Source organism: Mesorhizobium sp. WSM4311 (assembly GCF_002295115.1).
GTDB lineage: Bacteria > Pseudomonadota > Alphaproteobacteria > Rhizobiales > Rhizobiaceae > Mesorhizobium.
Genome location: NZ_NSFV01000001.1, coordinates 283,791 through 299,211, shown reverse-complemented (window position 1 = coordinate 299,211; position 15,421 = coordinate 283,791). Strand labels below are relative to the sequence as shown.

The window sequence follows — 15,421 nt, the reverse complement described above, 5'->3', positions numbered from 1 at the left end:
GAGGGGCTGTTGACGATTGTTTCGCCACTTACGAACCGGCTCCTCCCGCCGGCCGGGTCCTCACGTCGGATTTTGCAGGTAGCTGGCGCCTCCCCGGCATTGCTTGAGATAATCCAGCGCGCGGACCTGGCCTGACATCTCGAGATCGCCGCGATAGACCGGATCGTGCCAGCCCTCTATGTCGATGGCGCCCTTGTAGCCGGCCAGCCGCAATTCGCTGATCACCCGCGTCCAGTCGCTGTCGCCGAAGCCGGGCGTGCGCATCTGTACGAAGGGCAGCCGGCCGAACACCCCGTGCTCGCGGATGACGTCCCAGCGCACGGTGGCGTCCTTGCCATGGACATGGAAGATGCGTGGCGCCCATTTGCGGATCTGCGGGATCGGATCGATCAGATAGACGAGCTGGTGGCAGGGTTCCCATTCGAGCCCGAGAGTGTCGTCCGGCACTTCGTTGAACATCAGCTCCCAGGCGTCCGGATTGTGGGCGATGTTCCAGTCGCCGGCCGCCCAATTGCCGTCCATGGCACAGTTCTCGAAGGCGATGCGCACGCCCTTGTCGGCGGCGCGCTTGGCCAGTGGCCCCCACACTTCGCGAAAGCGCGGCAGGCTGTCCGTCAGCTTCTTGCCGCGGATGCGCCCGGTGAAGCCGCTGACCATCGAAGCGCCGAACAGATGCGCATTGTCGATGACCGTCTCCCAGGCCGCGAGCACGCCGCGATCGACCTCGCCGCTCTCCAGCGGATTGCCGAAGACGCCGATGGACGAGACCGTGACATCGGCATCGCCGATCGCGTCGCGGATTTCGCCGGCAAGGCGTGGAAGGTCCTTGCCGCCCAGCGTCTGCCAGAAGAAGGGCTGGATGCTCTCGAAGCCGAGCGGCAGGATTTGCTTGATATACGCCGCCGGGTCGTCGAGGTTGGCCCGCACCATGGTGCCAATCCTGATGTCGAGAAGCGGGTTTGGCATCATCGTGTTTCCTGTGAAATCGCCACGCGGCGTCCGGTTTCGGCGCTCTCGATGGCGCTGAAAACCATGGCCAGGCTTTTGATGTTGTCGGTGCCGCGCGTCTCCGGCTCGGTGCCGGTCTCGATGGCGTGCATGAAATCCCTGATGATGCCGAGATGACCGCCGACGCGGTCGGCTGGATCGAGCGGCGGGACCTCGATCGGCTGGGTCTTGGCGAACAGCCCATCGCGGCCCGTCGCGACCACCTCCGCCGTCAAGAGGTCATGGCCATCCCAGATGAGGCTGCCGCGCTCGGCGACGATGCGCCAGCTGCCTTCCCAGCTGGTGCGAAAACCGTCGGCGCACCAGGAGCCGGCATAGGTGAAGACCTTGCCGTCGCCGAGATCGAAGACCGCACTTGCCGACGAGCCCTGCCGGTACCAGGAATTGGCCGGCTCCCATTCCTGGCAGTAGACGCTGGCCGGCTCGCCGCCGGCCATATAGCGGGCGGCATCAAAAGTGTGGATGGCCATGTCGAGCAGCAGCACGTGCGCCATCTCCTCGCGAAAGCCACCGAAATGCGGCGCGACGAAGAAATCGGCATGGATGCTGGTCGCCGCCCCAATGGCGCCGGAGTCCAGGAAGCGGCGAATGCGCCTGACATTGGCGACGTAGCGGCGATTCTGCACGACGGCATGGATGCGCCCGGCCTGGCGAGCCGCCTCGACGATGGCGCGCGCGTTTTCAGGACTGTCGGCCAGCGGCTTCTCGGTCAAGAGATGGCAATTATGGGCAAAGGCCGAAAGCGCGACTTCGCGCCGGGCGGCGGGAACCACGACATCGAACACCGCGTCGGGCCCGGTCTGGTCGAGCACCGCGTCGAGGCTGGTGCCGATGACAATGCCGGTGAGGTCGTATTCGTGCGCCCTCGCCTTCGCCCGCTCGGCGTCGAGGTCGACAAGGCCGACAATGGCAAGCCCATCGATCTGCCTCGCGGCATCGAGCCATTGCCTGCTCATCGCGCCGCAGCCGACGAGGACGACATTCATCATCCGGCGTTCCTCCTCCGCTCGGTCCCTCCAGACCGACCGTCACGGCATCCACGGCATCACCGTAAACGTTTTTCCGTAAACGTTTACGAGAACACACCCGATGGCGTAGAATGTCAATTGGCCGCTCGCGAAAATCGTCCCGAAGCCTTGGCCTGAGCGGCAGCCAATGATAGCGAAGGCAGGGGGGAGAAAGTCTTTGGCGTCCAGCATTCACGACCTAGCGCGTCACCTGAACATTTCGATCGGCACCGTATCGCGGGCGCTGAACGGCCGCGCCGACGTCAATGCCGACACGCGCCAGCGCGTGCTCGACGCCGCCAAGAAGCTGAACTATTCACCCAACCAGTCCGGCCGCAGTCTCAGGCAAGGCGCGACCCACTCGATAGCCTTCATGCTGCAGCCACATCCCGGCGACCAGCAATATGGCGAACCGTTCTTCATTCCCTTCCTGATCGGGCTGCAAGGCCGCCTTGCCGAAAGCGGACTCGACCTGACCGTGGTGATGGGCGCGCCGGGCGACTATCAGCAGGAGCGCCTGCGCCGCGTCGTCGAGACCCGCCGCGCCGATGCCGTGCTGCTGGCCTGGACGCGGCGCGAGGACGAACGCATCGATTATCTCACACAGGTCGGCTTCCCCTTCGCCACGCTCGGCCGCAGCCGCAGCGGCGGCAAGGCCTATCCCTCGCTCGACCTGGATTTCGAGAAGGCAGGCTGCGATGCGGTCGACCGCTTGGTGGCGCGCGGCCACCGCCGTATCGCCGCCATCCGCCCTTCCCTCAATCTCAATTTCGGCCATCTGTTTCTGAACGGCTACCGCAAAGCCCTGAAACGGCATGGCATCGAGGCCGACCCCGCGCTGATCGCCGACGGCTTCATCAACGAGGCTGGCGGCTACCAGGTGACGCCGCGCGTGATGCTGGCGAAGGACCGGCCGACGGCCATCATCTTCAACAACGACGCCATGGCCCTCGGCGGCTGCAAGGCGCTGGCCGAGATGGGCATCCGGCCGGGCCACGACATCGCGGTGACCGTGATCGTGGACACGCCGCTCTGCCGGTATTTTTCCCCGGCGCTGACCGCCTTCCGCCCGGCGCTGGAGCCGATGGGCCGGCGCCTGGCCGAAATGCTGCTGGCCTCGCTTCCCGCCTTCGCCGGCCCGGAAGGCCCGCGTATCATTCACGAAGTCTGGCCGCTGGAATTGGTCGCGCGCGACAGCGATTGATGGCGCTCGTAAAGCCTATCAATCCACCTTCTTCTCGCCCCGCTCGCCGGCCTTGACGATGTCGCCAGTGGTGAACAGGATTTCCTTCAACTCCGCCCGCCAGTCCTTCTTCTGGCGCAGCAGGAATTCCAGGTCCATGCCGAAATGCTTGAACTCCTCGCCTTGCGCGTTCTGCATGATGGCCCGCGCTTGCGCATCTTTCTCCACCGAGATGCGCTGTTCGTACCAGCCGATCGCTTCCGCCTCCTCGATCAGCGAGGTGATCATGCGGGCAAAGGTCCGCACCTTCTGCGACATTTCTTCAGGCGGTTCGTGATACTGGTCGAAACCCATGTCGTCCTCCGTGGTTCATTCCCATGAATGCCCGGGAATGCCGCCGGTTCCGCATCACCGCTGCAATTCCGCCAGCGCCCGCTCCAGCGGCGCCGGCGAAATCTGGATGGGTCCGGAGAACGGCACCGCTTGCCAATGACCCCGGCACCGATCACGCGGCGAAAGTCGCGGCAAAGGCCAGGTGTCTCGCGCGAAAGCTCGCCGCTCACGAAACCGGCGCCGCGCCGCCCTCTTCGGTGCGGCGCGCGATGAACTCGTCGAGCACTCCGGCGGTCGCCGCAGCTGAAGCGGGCGGCTCGAAATCGGCAAGAATGCGTTTCCAGATACCGGTGGCGCGCTCGCTGGCGGTCTTTGATCCGCTTTGCGTCCAGTTGCCGAAATTCGACCAGTCGGCCACCAGTGGCTCATAGAATGCGGTGCGGTAGCGCGCCATCGTGTGGCCGGCCGAGAAGAAATGCCCGCCCGGCTGCACTTCGGCGATGGCCTCGAAACCGATCGCATCGTCGTCGCCAGGCGTTGCCGCGCAAAGCTCGGCAATCGACTGCACAGCCTCGATGTCGGTGATCAGCTTCTCGAAAGAGACGCTCAGGCCGCCCTCCAGCCAGCCCGCGGCGTGGACGCAGACGGTGGCGCCGGCAAGCACCGAGCCCCAAAGGGCGAACTGCGACTCATGGGCGGCCTGCGCATCGGAAATGTTGGCGGCACTGCCAGCGCCCGAACGCCAGGGAAGGCCGATGAAGCGCGCCAATTGGCCGGCCCCCAGTGTCGCCTTGACGTGCTCGGGCGTGCCGAACGCCGGAGCGCCCGACTTCATGTCAACATTGGAGGAGAAGGAACCGTAGAGCACGGGTGCGCCCGGACGCACGATCTGCGCCAGTGCCAGACCGGCCAGCGCCTCGGCATGCTGCAGCGTCAGCGCGCCGGCGACCGTGATCGGCGCCATCGCGCCTGCCAGGCAGAACGGCGTGATGACCAGGACCTGCCCGGCGCGGGCGAAGTCGATGATGCCTTGCGCCATCGGAATGTCGAGCTGGCGCGGTGAATTGGTGTTGATGATGGTGTAGCAATGGGCGCCAGCGCGGAATTCATCCTCCGACAGCCCGCGCGTCAGCCGGATCATCTCGAAGCCATCCTCGACCTGCGGCGTGCCGCGTGCGAAGACAAAGGGGAACTTGTCGGACAGCGTCAACTGCGCGCGGTTGACGGCATAGTGGCGAAAACGGTTGTCGACATCCTGCGGCTCGATGCAGGGGCAAAGCATGTGCAGTACGTCGAAATGCTGGATGAGCTTGGTCAATTCCTCGAAGGCGCCGAGCGTTCCCGGCCGGCGGCCGCGTTCGAGATCGGTGACGTTCGGCGCGCCAGCGCCGGCGAGGAACGTCATCGAGCCGAGTTCGAGCAAAAGATCGCGGCTGCGGTCGCCCGCCAGCGCTGGAATTGATTTTGGCGCCGAGGCCAATGCCGCGGCCACGATGTCGCGGCCGATGCGCACCATGTCGGTGTCCGGCTCCACAAGCGCACCGGCGCGGGCGAAAATCTCCCGCGCCTGTGGCAAGAGCACCTTGATGCCGAGTTCCTCCAGCACGCGCAGCGCCGTGTCGTGGATGGAAGCCACCTGGTCATCCGAAAAGATCGGCTGCGGCAAGAACGGGTTCTTCAGCGACCGGTAGTTGGGCCGGCGGCTGCTTTCGCTGCCGGCTTCGCCCGTGCGTCCACGCCGGCGCTCGCGCCTGCTGTCTCGTGCCTCGATCATCGAAATCCTCCTCATTGCCGCATCGCCTTGCCCGAGGGATCGTAGGGCGCCGGCGCGACGACGCGAGCCGGCCGTTCGACGCCGACAATGTGCACCGAAAGCGCCGTCCCCTCCTCGGTAAAATCGGCGTCGACCAACGCCAGCGCGACGCTCTTGCCGATCGTGTAGCCAAAGCCGCCCGACGTGACGAAGCCGGCGCGCCGGCCATCGCGCCAGACCGGCTCGAAGCCGCCGGCGTCGGCCCGATGACGACTGCGCGGTTGTGCGACTTGAAGGCCTCCCTCCCGGTCTGTCAGAAGCACACCATATGCACACTAGACATAAGTGTCCAGTATTGCGCTTGCGCACCCGAACGATGCGTGGGGATCATCCATTCTTCCGCCAGAGCGCGTGTTTTTCTCGGCCTGTGAACACGCCGGCGTTCAGGCATGCCGCACTGTCACGCAAGCATCATGTTCGCGCCGTAGACCGCTTTTCGGGGGCGGCGCGCGGCAGCATCGCTTTCAGCTTTTTCGCTCTTCGGCCGCTCCGGCGCATCTGTCACAAAGAGGATCATCCATGAAACATCTGCACCGAACCGCCTGGATCGGCGTCGCGCTGGCCTTGTTCACCGCGCTCACGCCGGCGCTTGCCGACGGCACCGCGACCGTCGGCGGCCTCGTCAACAAGGGCCTGGTCGGCGTCGGCCGCATCCCGGCCGCACAGCGCGACAAATTCGGCGAGACGTTCGGCTCGGGTTCCGGCATGGCGATCGACACATCGAGCTGGAGGCGTGATGCGGGCACCTACAAGGGTTCGCTCTGGCTGCTGCCGGATCGCGGCTACAATGTCGCCGGCACCACCGACTACCGGCCGCGCCTCAACACGATCGGCATCGAGTTCACGCCGGCAGCAGCAGGCGCCGCTGGCCAGGAACAGACCGAAGTCAAGGCGACGCTCACCGACACCATGCTTCTCACCGACGAAAAGGGCGCCGATGCCACCGGGCTCGATCCGCTGTCGGATGTGCGTGCCGCCGCAGGCGACATGCCGATGCTGCCCGCCGCCACCAATGGCAAGCTCGCCCTCGACAACGAGGCGATCGTGCGCCTGCCGGACGGCTCGATGTTCATCTCCGACGAATATGGCCCCAACATCTACCGCTTCTCGGCGCAGGGCCGCCTGCTGTCGGCGACCCAGCCGCCGGCGGCCCTGGTGCCGATGCGCAAGGGCGCGCCGAACTTCTCCTCGGACAATCCGGGTCCAGGTGCCGCCGAGCCCGATCCGAAGGATCCCGAGACCGGCCGCCAGAACAACCAGGGTCTCGAAGGCATGGCAATGACGCCGGACGGCAAGTTCCTGATCGCCGTGCTGCAGTCGGCGACCCGGGAGGATGGCGGCGATTCAGGTTCGACTCGGCAAAACACCAGGGCGCTGGTCTATGACGCTTCCGACCTCGCCCATCTCAAGCTGGCGCATGAATATGTCGTGCCGCTGCCGGTGTTCAAGGACGCCAAGGGCAAGACCAAGGTCGCCGCGCAAAGCGAGATCGTGGCGCTGTCGGACACGTCCTTCCTGATGCTGACGCGCGACAGCGGCAACGGCCAGGGCGTCAAGGGCGACAGCTCGCTGCTGCGCCAGATCTTTGTCGTCGACGTTTCGGCCGCAACCGACATCGCGGGCAGCCCTTTCGACGCCGCCGACAAGCCGGTCGCGCCCAAGGGCGTGCTCGATCCGTCGGTGACGCCGGCCAGGCTGACGCCGTTCATCGACATCAACGACAATGCGCAGCTCAACCGCTTCGGCCTGCACAATGGCGCGCCGAACGACCACAACAACCTGTCCGAGAAGTGGGAAGCAATGTCGCTGGCCAGCGTGCTCGATCCACAGCTGCCCGACGACTATTTCCTGTTCGTCGCCAATGACAACGACTTCCTCGCCCAGGACGGTTTCCAGGTCGGCGCCCCCTACAAGGCCGATGACGGCGCCAATGTCGACACCGTGTTCCTGGTCTATCAGGTCACGCTGCCGGCTCTGGCGAAGAAGTAATCAGCACGATCCAGGCGGACGCGCATGGCGCGTTCGCCTGAGTATTCCGGTCGAACCGTCGATCGTGAAGGTACTTACTTCAAGAACTCCGCGTCCTTCGGCACGCCGGCATCGATCGGCTCAGCCGTCCTGCTCGACACCGCCATGATCTTGCCGGCAGCCGACAGGTTGGGACGCACGAAGACCTGCGCGGGACCGTTGACGCGGCTGTAGAGGTCGATGATGTCCTGGTTCATGAAGCGCACACAGCCCGACGAGGCATTCTTGCCGATGGAATCCCATTCTGGCGTGCCATGCAGCCGGTACATCGTGTCCTTGCCGTCGCGGAACAGATAGAGCGCGCGGGCGCCGAGCGGGCTCTGCGGGCCTGGCGGCATGCCGTCCTTGAATTTCGCCAGTTCCGGCCGGCGCTGGATCATTTCCGGCGGCGGCGTCCACACCGGCCACTTCTTCCGCGCCTGGACCACGGCGCTGCCGGTCCAGCCGAAGCCGGCCTTGCCAAGGCTGACGCCATAGCGGATGGCCTTGCCGCCGTCGCGCACCAGATAGAGGAAGTGCTCCGCGACATCGACGACGATGGTGCCGGGCTTTTCTCCGGTCGGGTCGGCCACGATCTGGCGCACGAACTTCGGATCGAGCTTGGCCACCGGGATCGCCGGCAGTTGATAGCCCTCGTCGGTGCGCGCCGCGTACATGGTTGCGGCGTCGCCGAGTGCCGGCTCGCTTGGCGCCGGCGCCACTGGCGGCGGCGGCGCCATATCAGTTGTGGTGCACGCCGAAACAACCACCGAGGCCGCGCTCAAAGCGGATGCCCCGAGAAAAGAGCGCCGGTTCAGGCGCTCGGAAAAAAGCGGAATATCGGACATGATCCCCCCGGCTTATCCATAAGATCTAGTAAGGAATGCGGGCCCCACGCCCCCGGGATCAATATCCCATTCCGTGAGCTTTGAGAACATGATTGGATCAAGGTCCATCACAATCCTGGCGGGCACGTTCCGCGCCCGTCCGCGATAGCCGCCCCGTGGACTACTGCTCCACGGCGCAGGGTGCATCTCGATCGGGCCTCCGATATCGTCGCGGGCCAGATTCACATTTGCCGAGTCGCCAGCCATGGACGAAAAAATGCCCGCGCGCCGGCGCACCGGCGACCTGACCAGCGGCCCGATCCCGCGCACGCTGCTGCTGTTTGCCCTGCCGGTGCTGGGTTCCAACGTGCTGCAGTCGCTCAACGGGTCGATCAATGCCGTCTGGGTCGGCCGTTTTCTCGGTGAATCGGCGCTGACCGCCACCTCCAACGCCAACCTCGTCCTGTTCCTGATCCTGGGCACCGTGTTCGGCATCGGCATGGCGGCGACCATCCTGGTGGCGCAGTCGGTCGGCGCCCGCGACCTGCCCGAGGCGCGCCGCATCGTCGGCACCAGCGCCACCTTTTTCTTCTTCGTTTCGGTGGTCTTCGCCGTCTGCGGCTGGATCTGGGTCGATGCCATCCTGGGCACGCTCGGCACGCCGGCCGACGCCTTGCCGCTGGCGCGTTCCTATCTGCGCATCATCTTCGTCGCCGTGCCGATGATGAACCTCCTGTCCTTCGTCATGACGGTACTGCGCGGTGCGGGCGATTCACGCACGCCCTTCATCTTCATGGCGCTGGCGGTCGTCCTCGACATCGCGCTCAACCCGCTGCTGATCCGCGGCATCGGCCCCTTCCCCGAGCTTGGCATCGCCGGCTCCGCCACCGCGACGCTGATCGGCCAGACGGTGAGCGTCATCGCCATCCTCGTCGTGCTCTACGCGCGCAAGCACCCGCTGCGGCTGGCCGGCGCCAATCTCGCCCTGCTGCGGCCCGACCCCGCCTTGCTGCGCATCGTCGTCTTCAAGGGCGTGCCGATGGGCCTGCAGATGATCGTCATTTCGGCGGCGGCCCTGACGGTGATGGGCATCGTCAATTCCTACGGTTCGCAGGTCGCCGCCGCCTATGGCATCGCCGCGCAGCTATGGACCTACATCCAGATGCCGGCGCTGGCCATCGGTGCCGCGGTCTCCTCGATGGCTGCACAGAATGTCGGCGCCGGCCGTTGGGACCGGATCGGCCGCGTCGCCGCCTCCGGCGTCGGCTTCAACCTCGTCCTGACTGGCGCCCTGGTCGCGATGCTGTGGCTCTTCGACCGCCCGATCCTCGGCCTGTTCCTGAGCAGCGACAGCGCGGCGATCGACATCGCCGCCCACATCAACACAGCCGCGTCCTGGTCGTTCATCCTGTTCGGCATCACCATCGTGCTGTTCGCTACCGTGCGCGCCACCGGCGCGGTGATGCCGCCGCTGATCATCCTGGTGATTTCGGTGCTCATCGTGCGCACCGGCTTCGCCTATTTCATGCGCGGCGTGATCGGCGAGGAAGCGTTGTGGTGGAGTTTCCCGGCCGGTTCGATCACCTCGCTCGTGCTGGCAGCGGCCTATTACCGCTTCGGCGGCTGGCGCAGCTTGCACATGATCGAGAACAGGCCGGCCGCCGGCGAGCCGCCGGACACCGGGCTCGGCGTGCCGCGCGGCCGCGCCAACATGGCGCCCGAGACGCCAAACGGTTGAAGCTCAGCGGGTGTATTTCGCGCCGAACCCCACCGCCACCAGGGAGAAGACGATGATCATGCCGGCGAAAGCCAGGCTCGCCACCGTGGCGCTCGCCCAGCTCGACAGGATGCCGATGCCGATGACCGGCAGTGCATTGCCGCAGAAGCAGCAGATGAAGAAGACCGACACCACCTCGGCCCGGCGGCCCGCCGGCGCAAGCTGGTTCACTACCTGCAGGCCGCCGCGATAGCCGAGCGCCGCCGCCACCCCGCAGAAGGCGGTGGCCATAATCATGGTGGCCACGGACGCGAAGAATTGCGCGGCCACGATCAGCGCCGCCGTCGGGATCATCAGCACCAGGGCCGCCAGCATGGTGAAACGGCTGGACAGGCTCGCCGTCACCACGATAGTCGCGGCAGCCACCAGCGACAATTCGAAAAACAGCGCGCCGGCTTCGGCATGGTTGGTTGCGTGCAGCTGCTGCGCCAGGATGCTCGGCGCCAGCGCAGCGTAGAAGCCGACCAGCGCCATGGCGCCGAAGCCCGTCACCGCGGGTGCAATGAAGCGCGTGCGGATGCTGACGGGAACCGAGAGGCGTGGCCGCATCGAGACATCGGTCAGCCGCGCCGGCCGCGACACGGTTTCCCGCGTGCGCCAAATCAGCAGCGTGACGAGGGCAAGCAAAGCAAGATAGACAGCGAATGTCAGCCGAAGTGGCCAGGGCGCGTATTGCGCCAGCAGTCCCGCCACAAGCGCGCCAAGCCCGAGCCCGACGAAATTGATGCTGGTGGCGATGATGGCCGCGCGCGATTTGTCCTCGCCTTCGATCAGCTCGGCCAGCCAGGCGGTTCCGGTTCCCGCGCCCACTCCGATCCCAAGACCGCTGAGTATCCGCGCAAGGTCGAGCCAAGCCACGTTTTCCGCAAACAGGAAAATCAGCGCACTGACCACGGCAACGGCCATCGCCGCCATCGCGGCTGGACGGCGGCCGACGACATCAGAGAGACGTCCGAACAGGATAAGCGCGCCCAGATTGCCGATGACGTAGACGGCGTAGACCAGTGTCAGCGTGATCTGCGAGAAACCGAAGGCCTGCTTGTAGATGACATAGAGCGGCGTCAACGCCGTGCTGCCGGCGAAAAGGGCCGCAATCATGGCGGCGACGGCCGCCGTCGCCGCACGGCCACCGAGTTCGTTGTCGCGAGTCATGGTCTGAGCGTTGATGGTCATGCCGGCATCTTCTTTTGGGAAACTCCTGCCCAACGTCTACCTGGCGACGGCGGTTCCCGTTTCCGTCCAAAGCTCCTGACAAGATTGTCAGTATGGCGCGGCACCACATCCTCTCGTAACGTTCGCCTGTTCGAGAGGGAGAATCATGGGCAAAGGCAGGGTCGAGGCATTCACCGACGGCGTGGTGGCCATCATCATCACCATCATGGTTCTGGAGCTGAAGGTGCCGGAGGGCGAGAACTTCGCGGCCCTGGTGCCGCAATTGCCGGTCTTCCTGTGCTACGTGCTGTCATTCATCAATGTCGGCATCTACTGGAACAATCTGCACAACATGTTCCACACCGTGCAGCGCGTCGACGGCGGGGTCTTGTGGGCAAACCTGCATCTGTTGTTCTGGCTGTCCCTGATGCCTGTAACGACCGCCTTCATGGGCGAGAACCATTTCGCCACGGTTCCCGTCGCGGTCTACGGCTTCGATCTCGCAATGTGCGCGACCGCCTATGCCATCCTGGTCCTGGCACTGCGCCGGCTGCATGGTCAGGGCACCGCCTTCGCCAAGGCAATCGGCACTGACCTCAAGGGAAGGATTTCGCTTGCCGTCTATATAGCGGCGGTTGCGCTTGCCTTCCTCAACCGGTGGATCGGTGTGGGCCTCTATGTTGCCGTCGCCCTGGTGTGGCTTATACCGGACACGCGTTTTTCCCGCGTTCTCGAAAAATAGCTCCAAAAAGCCGCTCTATTTGCGCATCGCTTTCAGCTTTTCGGCGACCGACGCCGCAAGATCGGCGTAGCGCTCCTCCAGCCGTTCGGCTGCCTTGATGATCGAGAAATCATGGCCGAATTTCTCCAGCGCCATGCGCAGCTTCTCAACGAACTCGGCCTGTTTTTCCAGCGCGGAGAACAGTGTCTTCACTTGGGCTTCGCTGATATCAGGGTTGGCCAGCATCTGCGGCACCTCGCGCCCCATCTGGTCACCGGTGGCGGTCTGCTCTTTCAGAATTGCGATCCAGTCCGTCAATCGAAAATCTCCATTTGTGGGCAGCATGCGCAGTCGCGGCCCGACTGGTCAACCCGAACACGTGCTGACGAAGGCTTGCGCAAGCCCGTCCCGGCGCTAAGTTCGGCGCCATCGAGAAAAGGATGCTGTTGCTCATGATCACCGACGCTGAAATCCAGATCGCCCTGCCCGCGCTTGGCCCCGGCAACGCCGCCGTCATCACTGGCGCGGCCAGCGGCATAGGCCTGGCAGCCGCCAAGCGGCTTGCGCTGATGGGCATGAAGATCGTGCTCGCCGACATTGGCAGCGCGCGCCTTGACGATGCCTCCCGCGCCGTCTCGGCCATTGCCGGCGATGATGCCGTGCTTGCCGTCGCCGCTGATGTTTCGAAGGCCGATGAGGTCGATCGTCTCGCCGACCGCGCATTCGGCGCCTTCGGCGAGGTCTCGCTGCTGATGAACAATGCCGGCGTCGGCGACAATCCGGGAAAACCCTGGGAAAACCGCGATGGCTGGAAACGGCTGCTCGACATCAATTTCTGGGGCGTCGTGCATGGCGTCGAAGCCTTCGCGCCGCGCATGCTGGCGTCGGCCAAGCCGGGCCTGATCGTCAACACCGGTTCCAAGCAAGGCATCACCACGCCGCCCGGCAACCTCGCCTACAATGTCTCCAAGGCCGGCGTGAAGACATTCACCGAAGGCCTGGCGCACGCATTGCGCAACGAACCCGGCGCCCGCCTGTCGGCGCATCTGCTCATTCCCGGCTTCACCTATACCGGCCTCACCGAAGGGGCGACGGAAAAGCCCGCCGGCGCCTGGACCGGCGAACAGGTCATTGATTTCATGCTGGAATCTCTGGTCAGGGGCGACTTCTACATCCTGTGCCCGGACAATGACGTGGCGCGGCCGCTGGATGAGAAACGCATGGCCTGGGCGATCGGCGACATCATCGAAAACCGCCCGGCCCTGTCGCGCTGGCACCCCGATCACAGGGATGCGTTCGCGGCCTTCATCAAAGGCTGATCAGCAAGCTCTCAAGCCGCGTGCTTTTTCGGGCCTCGCTTTTGCGCGACGGCCTTCTTGGCGGCCATGGCGGCGATCTTTTCGTCATGCCGCCGCGCCGCCCGCTCGCACTTGTCGCGGATTTCCTCGACCTCGGATTCCGTCAGGTGCTCGATGCCGATGAAATGGTTGTGGCCCCTGCCGACCCGGATCAGTTCATCGAGCTTGGCCTGGATCGCGGCACTATCGCGATTCTGGGTGTTCTGGATCAGGAACACCATTAGGAAGGTGATGATTGTCGTGCCGGTGTTGATCACCAATTGCCAGGTGTCCGAGAAGCCAAAGAATGGCCCGCTCACCGCCCAGACAACGATAATCATACAGCAGACGGCGAATGTCAGCGGCAGCCCCGTCATGTGGGCTACCCAATTGGCAATCTTGGTAAAGACCTTTTCCATCTGTCGAGATCTCTCAATGGCTGCGGCGATGAGAAACAACCGGAGAGCCGCTCGGGTTCCAGTCGGCAACAAATACATCAGGTGCAATTGGACACACGCAAGGCGCGCATGCGGCGGAAAACACACCTTATCGGTCTAATGTCATAGTAACCGTGCAGGCAAAAGTGCCTGTTCCTTCCGCTCCACAGCGGTTTACCTCCGGCCCCTTCCGCCGCGCCACCCCCGCATGGCGGAAGGGGTTTCAGTCCGGAGCGCGGAGGGATGGTTCCCGAAAGCGCCGACCGGCACAAGGACAGGCGGTCGCTTCACTTTCCCGCAGCCGGCTTGCCAGCGCCGCTCTTGGCCTGATGATGGCCTGCGCGGCAGTGACGGCCAGGGCCAACCCATTGTCAGCGGAAGCCTAGGCGGCGTCGTTTTCCCAACGATCAAGGAAGGCCTCGATCGGCATGGACTGGATATCAGGAACCGCCCTGGCGAGTTTCTCGACCGGCCAGTCCCACCAGGCAAGCGCGTCGATCCGCGCCGCTATGTCGGGAGCAAAGCGCGCCCGGAGCGGCTTTGTCGGCACGCCGGCGGCGATCGTGTAGGACGGCACGTCCTGCGTCACCACCGCATTGGCGCCGATGACCGCGCCATTGCCGATCGTGACGCCGGGCATGATCACCGCGCCGTGGCCGACCCAGACGTCGTGGCCGATGGTCACGGCCTTCGCCTGCCGCCGCTCGCGGAACGCCGCATCGACACCCAGCCAGCGGAAATATTCGTTCGGCCGATAACTCACCTTGTGCTGGGTCAACCGCTCGATCGGATGTTCAAGCGCGTTGATGCGGCTGTTGGCGGCAATCGAGCAGAATTTGCCGATGCTCGTATAGATCGCCTCGGCATGGCGCTCGAAATAGGAGAAATCCCCGACGCTCACCTCGCGCAGCACCACCCTCTCGCCGATCGAAGCGTAACGGCCGAGCTTGCACGCCTTCAACTCCGCGGTCGGATGGATGCGCGGCTCGGGATCTTTCAGGACGAGGTTTTCGGTGCGGTCCATGCGCGCGGCTTTACGCCCGAGCAATTGCTCCTGCAAGGCAGGAGCAATTGTCCGCGGTACCAATCAGCACAAAAAGACACCCATCCACCTATTTCGGCTTGCCCTTGCTCCACACCACGTTCTGGCCATAGAGCGGCACCGTGGTCACCGACATTTTGGCCGAGCCGTTCTGCACCTGGCGCGAATGCGAGAGATAGATCAGCGTCTCGTTGGTCTTGTCGTAGATGCGGTTCACCACCTGCTTCTTCCAGATCAGGCTGAGGCCCTGCTTGAACACCTCCTCGCCGCCTTCGCCCGTGTCGATGTCGCCGATGGTGATCGGGCCGGTCTGACGGCAGGAGATCGACGAATCGGACGGATCCTCGAACCAGTTGCCCTTGTGCAGGCGGTCGATGATGCTGCGGTCGAAATAGGAGACATGGCAGGTCACGCCATCCACCTTGGGATCCTTGATCGCTTCGACGATGATGTCATTGCCGACCCAGTCGACGCCGACCTTGCCGACTTCCTCGGCGACGGCGCCGCCGGCGCCAAGCACGACGCACGCGGCCAAGGCGCCGCCGATCAGTTTTCGCCCAATCCGTTCGCGCCCAACCAGTTCGAGCAAAGGAGCCTCCTGCGGTTCGAGTTGCCGGTATCAGGTGGGACGCGGCGTGCGGCTTTGCAAGCGGATGCGTCAACACCACCACGGTTGCGGCATCGCGGCACTTTGCCTGCGCAGGGCCAAACCGCTAAGACTGTCGCACCGGCGCGGCATTGAGCCGGCGCGATGATTTCTGCGGACGGACTTTTGTG

Annotated in this window: 15 protein-coding genes and 1 pseudogene; 5 read left to right on the top strand and 11 right to left on the bottom strand. The window is 64.6% G+C overall.

Features of this window, described 5'->3' with window-relative positions:
• Window positions 1–60: 60 nt before the first annotated feature.
• On the bottom strand, window positions 61–969 hold the full coding sequence (locus tag CK226_RS01480; RefSeq protein WP_095790825.1) for a sugar phosphate isomerase/epimerase: 909 nt from the start codon (window positions 967–969) through the stop codon (window positions 61–63).
• Window positions 966–1,997 carry a Gfo/Idh/MocA family oxidoreductase gene (locus CK226_RS01475; RefSeq protein ID WP_095790824.1) on the bottom strand — a complete coding sequence of 344 codons (1,032 nt, stop codon included), beginning with the start codon at window positions 1,995–1,997 and terminating at the stop codon, window positions 966–968. The genes CK226_RS01480 and CK226_RS01475 overlap by 4 nt, the downstream gene beginning before the upstream one ends.
• Window positions 1,998–2,193: 196 nt before the next feature.
• Here CK226_RS01475 and CK226_RS01470 point away from each other — a divergent pair, with 196 nt between their 5' ends.
• Window positions 2,194–3,219, top strand: a complete 1,026-nt coding sequence (locus CK226_RS01470) for a LacI family DNA-binding transcriptional regulator (RefSeq protein ID WP_095790823.1) — start codon at window positions 2,194–2,196, stop codon at window positions 3,217–3,219.
• A gap of 18 nt (window positions 3,220–3,237) precedes the next feature.
• Here the strand turns inward: CK226_RS01470 and CK226_RS01465 are convergent, their stop codons facing one another.
• The 3 genes and pseudogenes from CK226_RS01465 to CK226_RS01455 all read right to left on the bottom strand — a co-directional run.
• Window positions 3,238–3,552 carry a hypothetical protein gene (locus CK226_RS01465; RefSeq protein ID WP_095787767.1) on the bottom strand — a complete coding sequence of 105 codons (315 nt, stop codon included), beginning with the start codon at window positions 3,550–3,552 and terminating at the stop codon, window positions 3,238–3,240.
• 205 nt (window positions 3,553–3,757) lie between these two features.
• Entirely contained in the window at window positions 3,758–5,305 is a 1,548-nt protein-coding gene (locus CK226_RS01460; protein ID WP_095790822.1) for a trimethylamine methyltransferase family protein, read from the bottom strand.
• 11 nt (window positions 5,306–5,316) lie between these two features.
• Window positions 5,317–5,547: pseudogene (locus CK226_RS01455) on the bottom strand (glycine cleavage T C-terminal barrel domain-containing protein); the annotation flags it as partial.
• Window positions 5,548–5,863: 316 nt separating this feature from the next.
• Here CK226_RS01455 and CK226_RS01450 point away from each other — a divergent pair.
• Window positions 5,864–7,333: an esterase-like activity of phytase family protein gene (locus tag CK226_RS01450; RefSeq protein ID WP_095790821.1), complete on the top strand. Its 1,470-nt coding sequence runs from the start codon at window positions 5,864–5,866 to the stop codon at window positions 7,331–7,333.
• A gap of 74 nt (window positions 7,334–7,407) precedes the next feature.
• Here the strand turns inward: CK226_RS01450 and CK226_RS01445 are convergent, their stop codons facing one another.
• Complete coding sequence (locus tag CK226_RS01445) at window positions 7,408–8,199, bottom strand: L,D-transpeptidase (RefSeq protein ID WP_095787764.1); 792 nt, start codon at window positions 8,197–8,199, stop codon at window positions 7,408–7,410.
• 244 nt (window positions 8,200–8,443) lie between these two features.
• Here CK226_RS01445 and CK226_RS01440 point away from each other — a divergent pair, with 244 nt between their 5' ends.
• On the top strand, window positions 8,444–9,916 hold the full coding sequence (locus tag CK226_RS01440) for an MATE family efflux transporter (protein ID WP_095790820.1): 1,473 nt from the start codon (window positions 8,444–8,446) through the stop codon (window positions 9,914–9,916).
• 3 nt (window positions 9,917–9,919) lie between these two features.
• Here CK226_RS01440 and CK226_RS01435 read toward each other — a convergent pair whose 3' ends face one another.
• Window positions 9,920–11,128 (bottom strand): MFS transporter, encoded by a 1,209-nt coding sequence (locus tag CK226_RS01435; RefSeq protein WP_095790819.1) that lies wholly within the window; start codon window positions 11,126–11,128, stop codon window positions 9,920–9,922.
• A 145-nt stretch (window positions 11,129–11,273) separates the two neighbouring features.
• Here CK226_RS01435 and CK226_RS01430 point away from each other — a divergent pair, with 145 nt between their 5' ends.
• Entirely contained in the window at window positions 11,274–11,849 is a 576-nt protein-coding gene (locus CK226_RS01430) for a TMEM175 family protein (protein ID WP_095790818.1), read from the top strand.
• Between the two features lie 15 nt (window positions 11,850–11,864).
• Here CK226_RS01430 and CK226_RS01425 read toward each other — a convergent pair whose 3' ends face one another.
• Window positions 11,865–12,146: a hypothetical protein gene (locus CK226_RS01425; RefSeq protein WP_095773965.1), complete on the bottom strand. Its 282-nt coding sequence runs from the start codon at window positions 12,144–12,146 to the stop codon at window positions 11,865–11,867.
• A 134-nt stretch (window positions 12,147–12,280) separates the two neighbouring features.
• Here CK226_RS01425 and CK226_RS01420 point away from each other — a divergent pair, with 134 nt between their 5' ends.
• Window positions 12,281–13,147: an SDR family NAD(P)-dependent oxidoreductase gene (locus CK226_RS01420; protein ID WP_095791057.1), complete on the top strand. Its 867-nt coding sequence runs from the start codon at window positions 12,281–12,283 to the stop codon at window positions 13,145–13,147.
• An 11-nt stretch (window positions 13,148–13,158) separates the two neighbouring features.
• Here the strand turns inward: CK226_RS01420 and CK226_RS01415 are convergent, their stop codons facing one another.
• From CK226_RS01415 to CK226_RS01400, 3 genes are all read right to left on the bottom strand, one after another.
• Window positions 13,159–13,584, bottom strand: a complete 426-nt coding sequence (locus tag CK226_RS01415) for a low affinity iron permease family protein (protein ID WP_095773964.1) — start codon at window positions 13,582–13,584, stop codon at window positions 13,159–13,161.
• 400 nt (window positions 13,585–13,984) lie between these two features.
• Complete coding sequence (locus CK226_RS01405) at window positions 13,985–14,626, bottom strand: DapH/DapD/GlmU-related protein (protein ID WP_095790817.1); 642 nt, start codon at window positions 14,624–14,626, stop codon at window positions 13,985–13,987.
• Between the two features lie 88 nt (window positions 14,627–14,714).
• Window positions 14,715–15,233, bottom strand: coding sequence for a CreA family protein (locus CK226_RS01400; RefSeq protein WP_095787759.1), 519 nt, complete (start codon window positions 15,231–15,233; stop codon window positions 14,715–14,717).
• Between the last annotated feature and the right edge of the window lie 188 nt (window positions 15,234–15,421).

Bases quoted from the DNA above. Each gene is read 5' to 3' on its own strand.
- CK226_RS01440 (WP_095790820.1), top strand. From the start codon at position 8,444: ATGGACGAAAAAATGCCCGCGCGCCGGCGCACCGGCGACCTGACCAGC.
- CK226_RS01450 (WP_095790821.1), top strand. From the start codon at position 5,864: ATGAAACATCTGCACCGAACCGCCTGGATCGGCGTCGCGCTGGCCTTG.
- CK226_RS01460 (WP_095790822.1), bottom strand. From the start codon at position 5,305: ATGATCGAGGCACGAGACAGCAGGCGCGAGCGCCGGCGTGGACGCACG.
- CK226_RS01430 (WP_095790818.1), top strand. From the start codon at position 11,274: ATGGGCAAAGGCAGGGTCGAGGCATTCACCGACGGCGTGGTGGCCATC.
- CK226_RS01475 (WP_095790824.1), bottom strand. From the start codon at position 1,997: ATGATGAATGTCGTCCTCGTCGGCTGCGGCGCGATGAGCAGGCAATGG.
- CK226_RS01445 (WP_095787764.1), bottom strand. From the start codon at position 8,199: ATGTCCGATATTCCGCTTTTTTCCGAGCGCCTGAACCGGCGCTCTTTT.
- CK226_RS01480 (WP_095790825.1), bottom strand. From the start codon at position 969: ATGATGCCAAACCCGCTTCTCGACATCAGGATTGGCACCATGGTGCGG.
- CK226_RS01405 (WP_095790817.1), bottom strand. From the start codon at position 14,626: ATGGACCGCACCGAAAACCTCGTCCTGAAAGATCCCGAGCCGCGCATC.
- CK226_RS01435 (WP_095790819.1), bottom strand. From the start codon at position 11,128: ATGACCATCAACGCTCAGACCATGACTCGCGACAACGAACTCGGTGGC.
- CK226_RS01420 (WP_095791057.1), top strand. From the start codon at position 12,281: ATGATCACCGACGCTGAAATCCAGATCGCCCTGCCCGCGCTTGGCCCC.
- CK226_RS01415 (WP_095773964.1), bottom strand. From the start codon at position 13,584: ATGGAAAAGGTCTTTACCAAGATTGCCAATTGGGTAGCCCACATGACG.
- CK226_RS01465 (WP_095787767.1), bottom strand. From the start codon at position 3,552: ATGGGTTTCGACCAGTATCACGAACCGCCTGAAGAAATGTCGCAGAAG.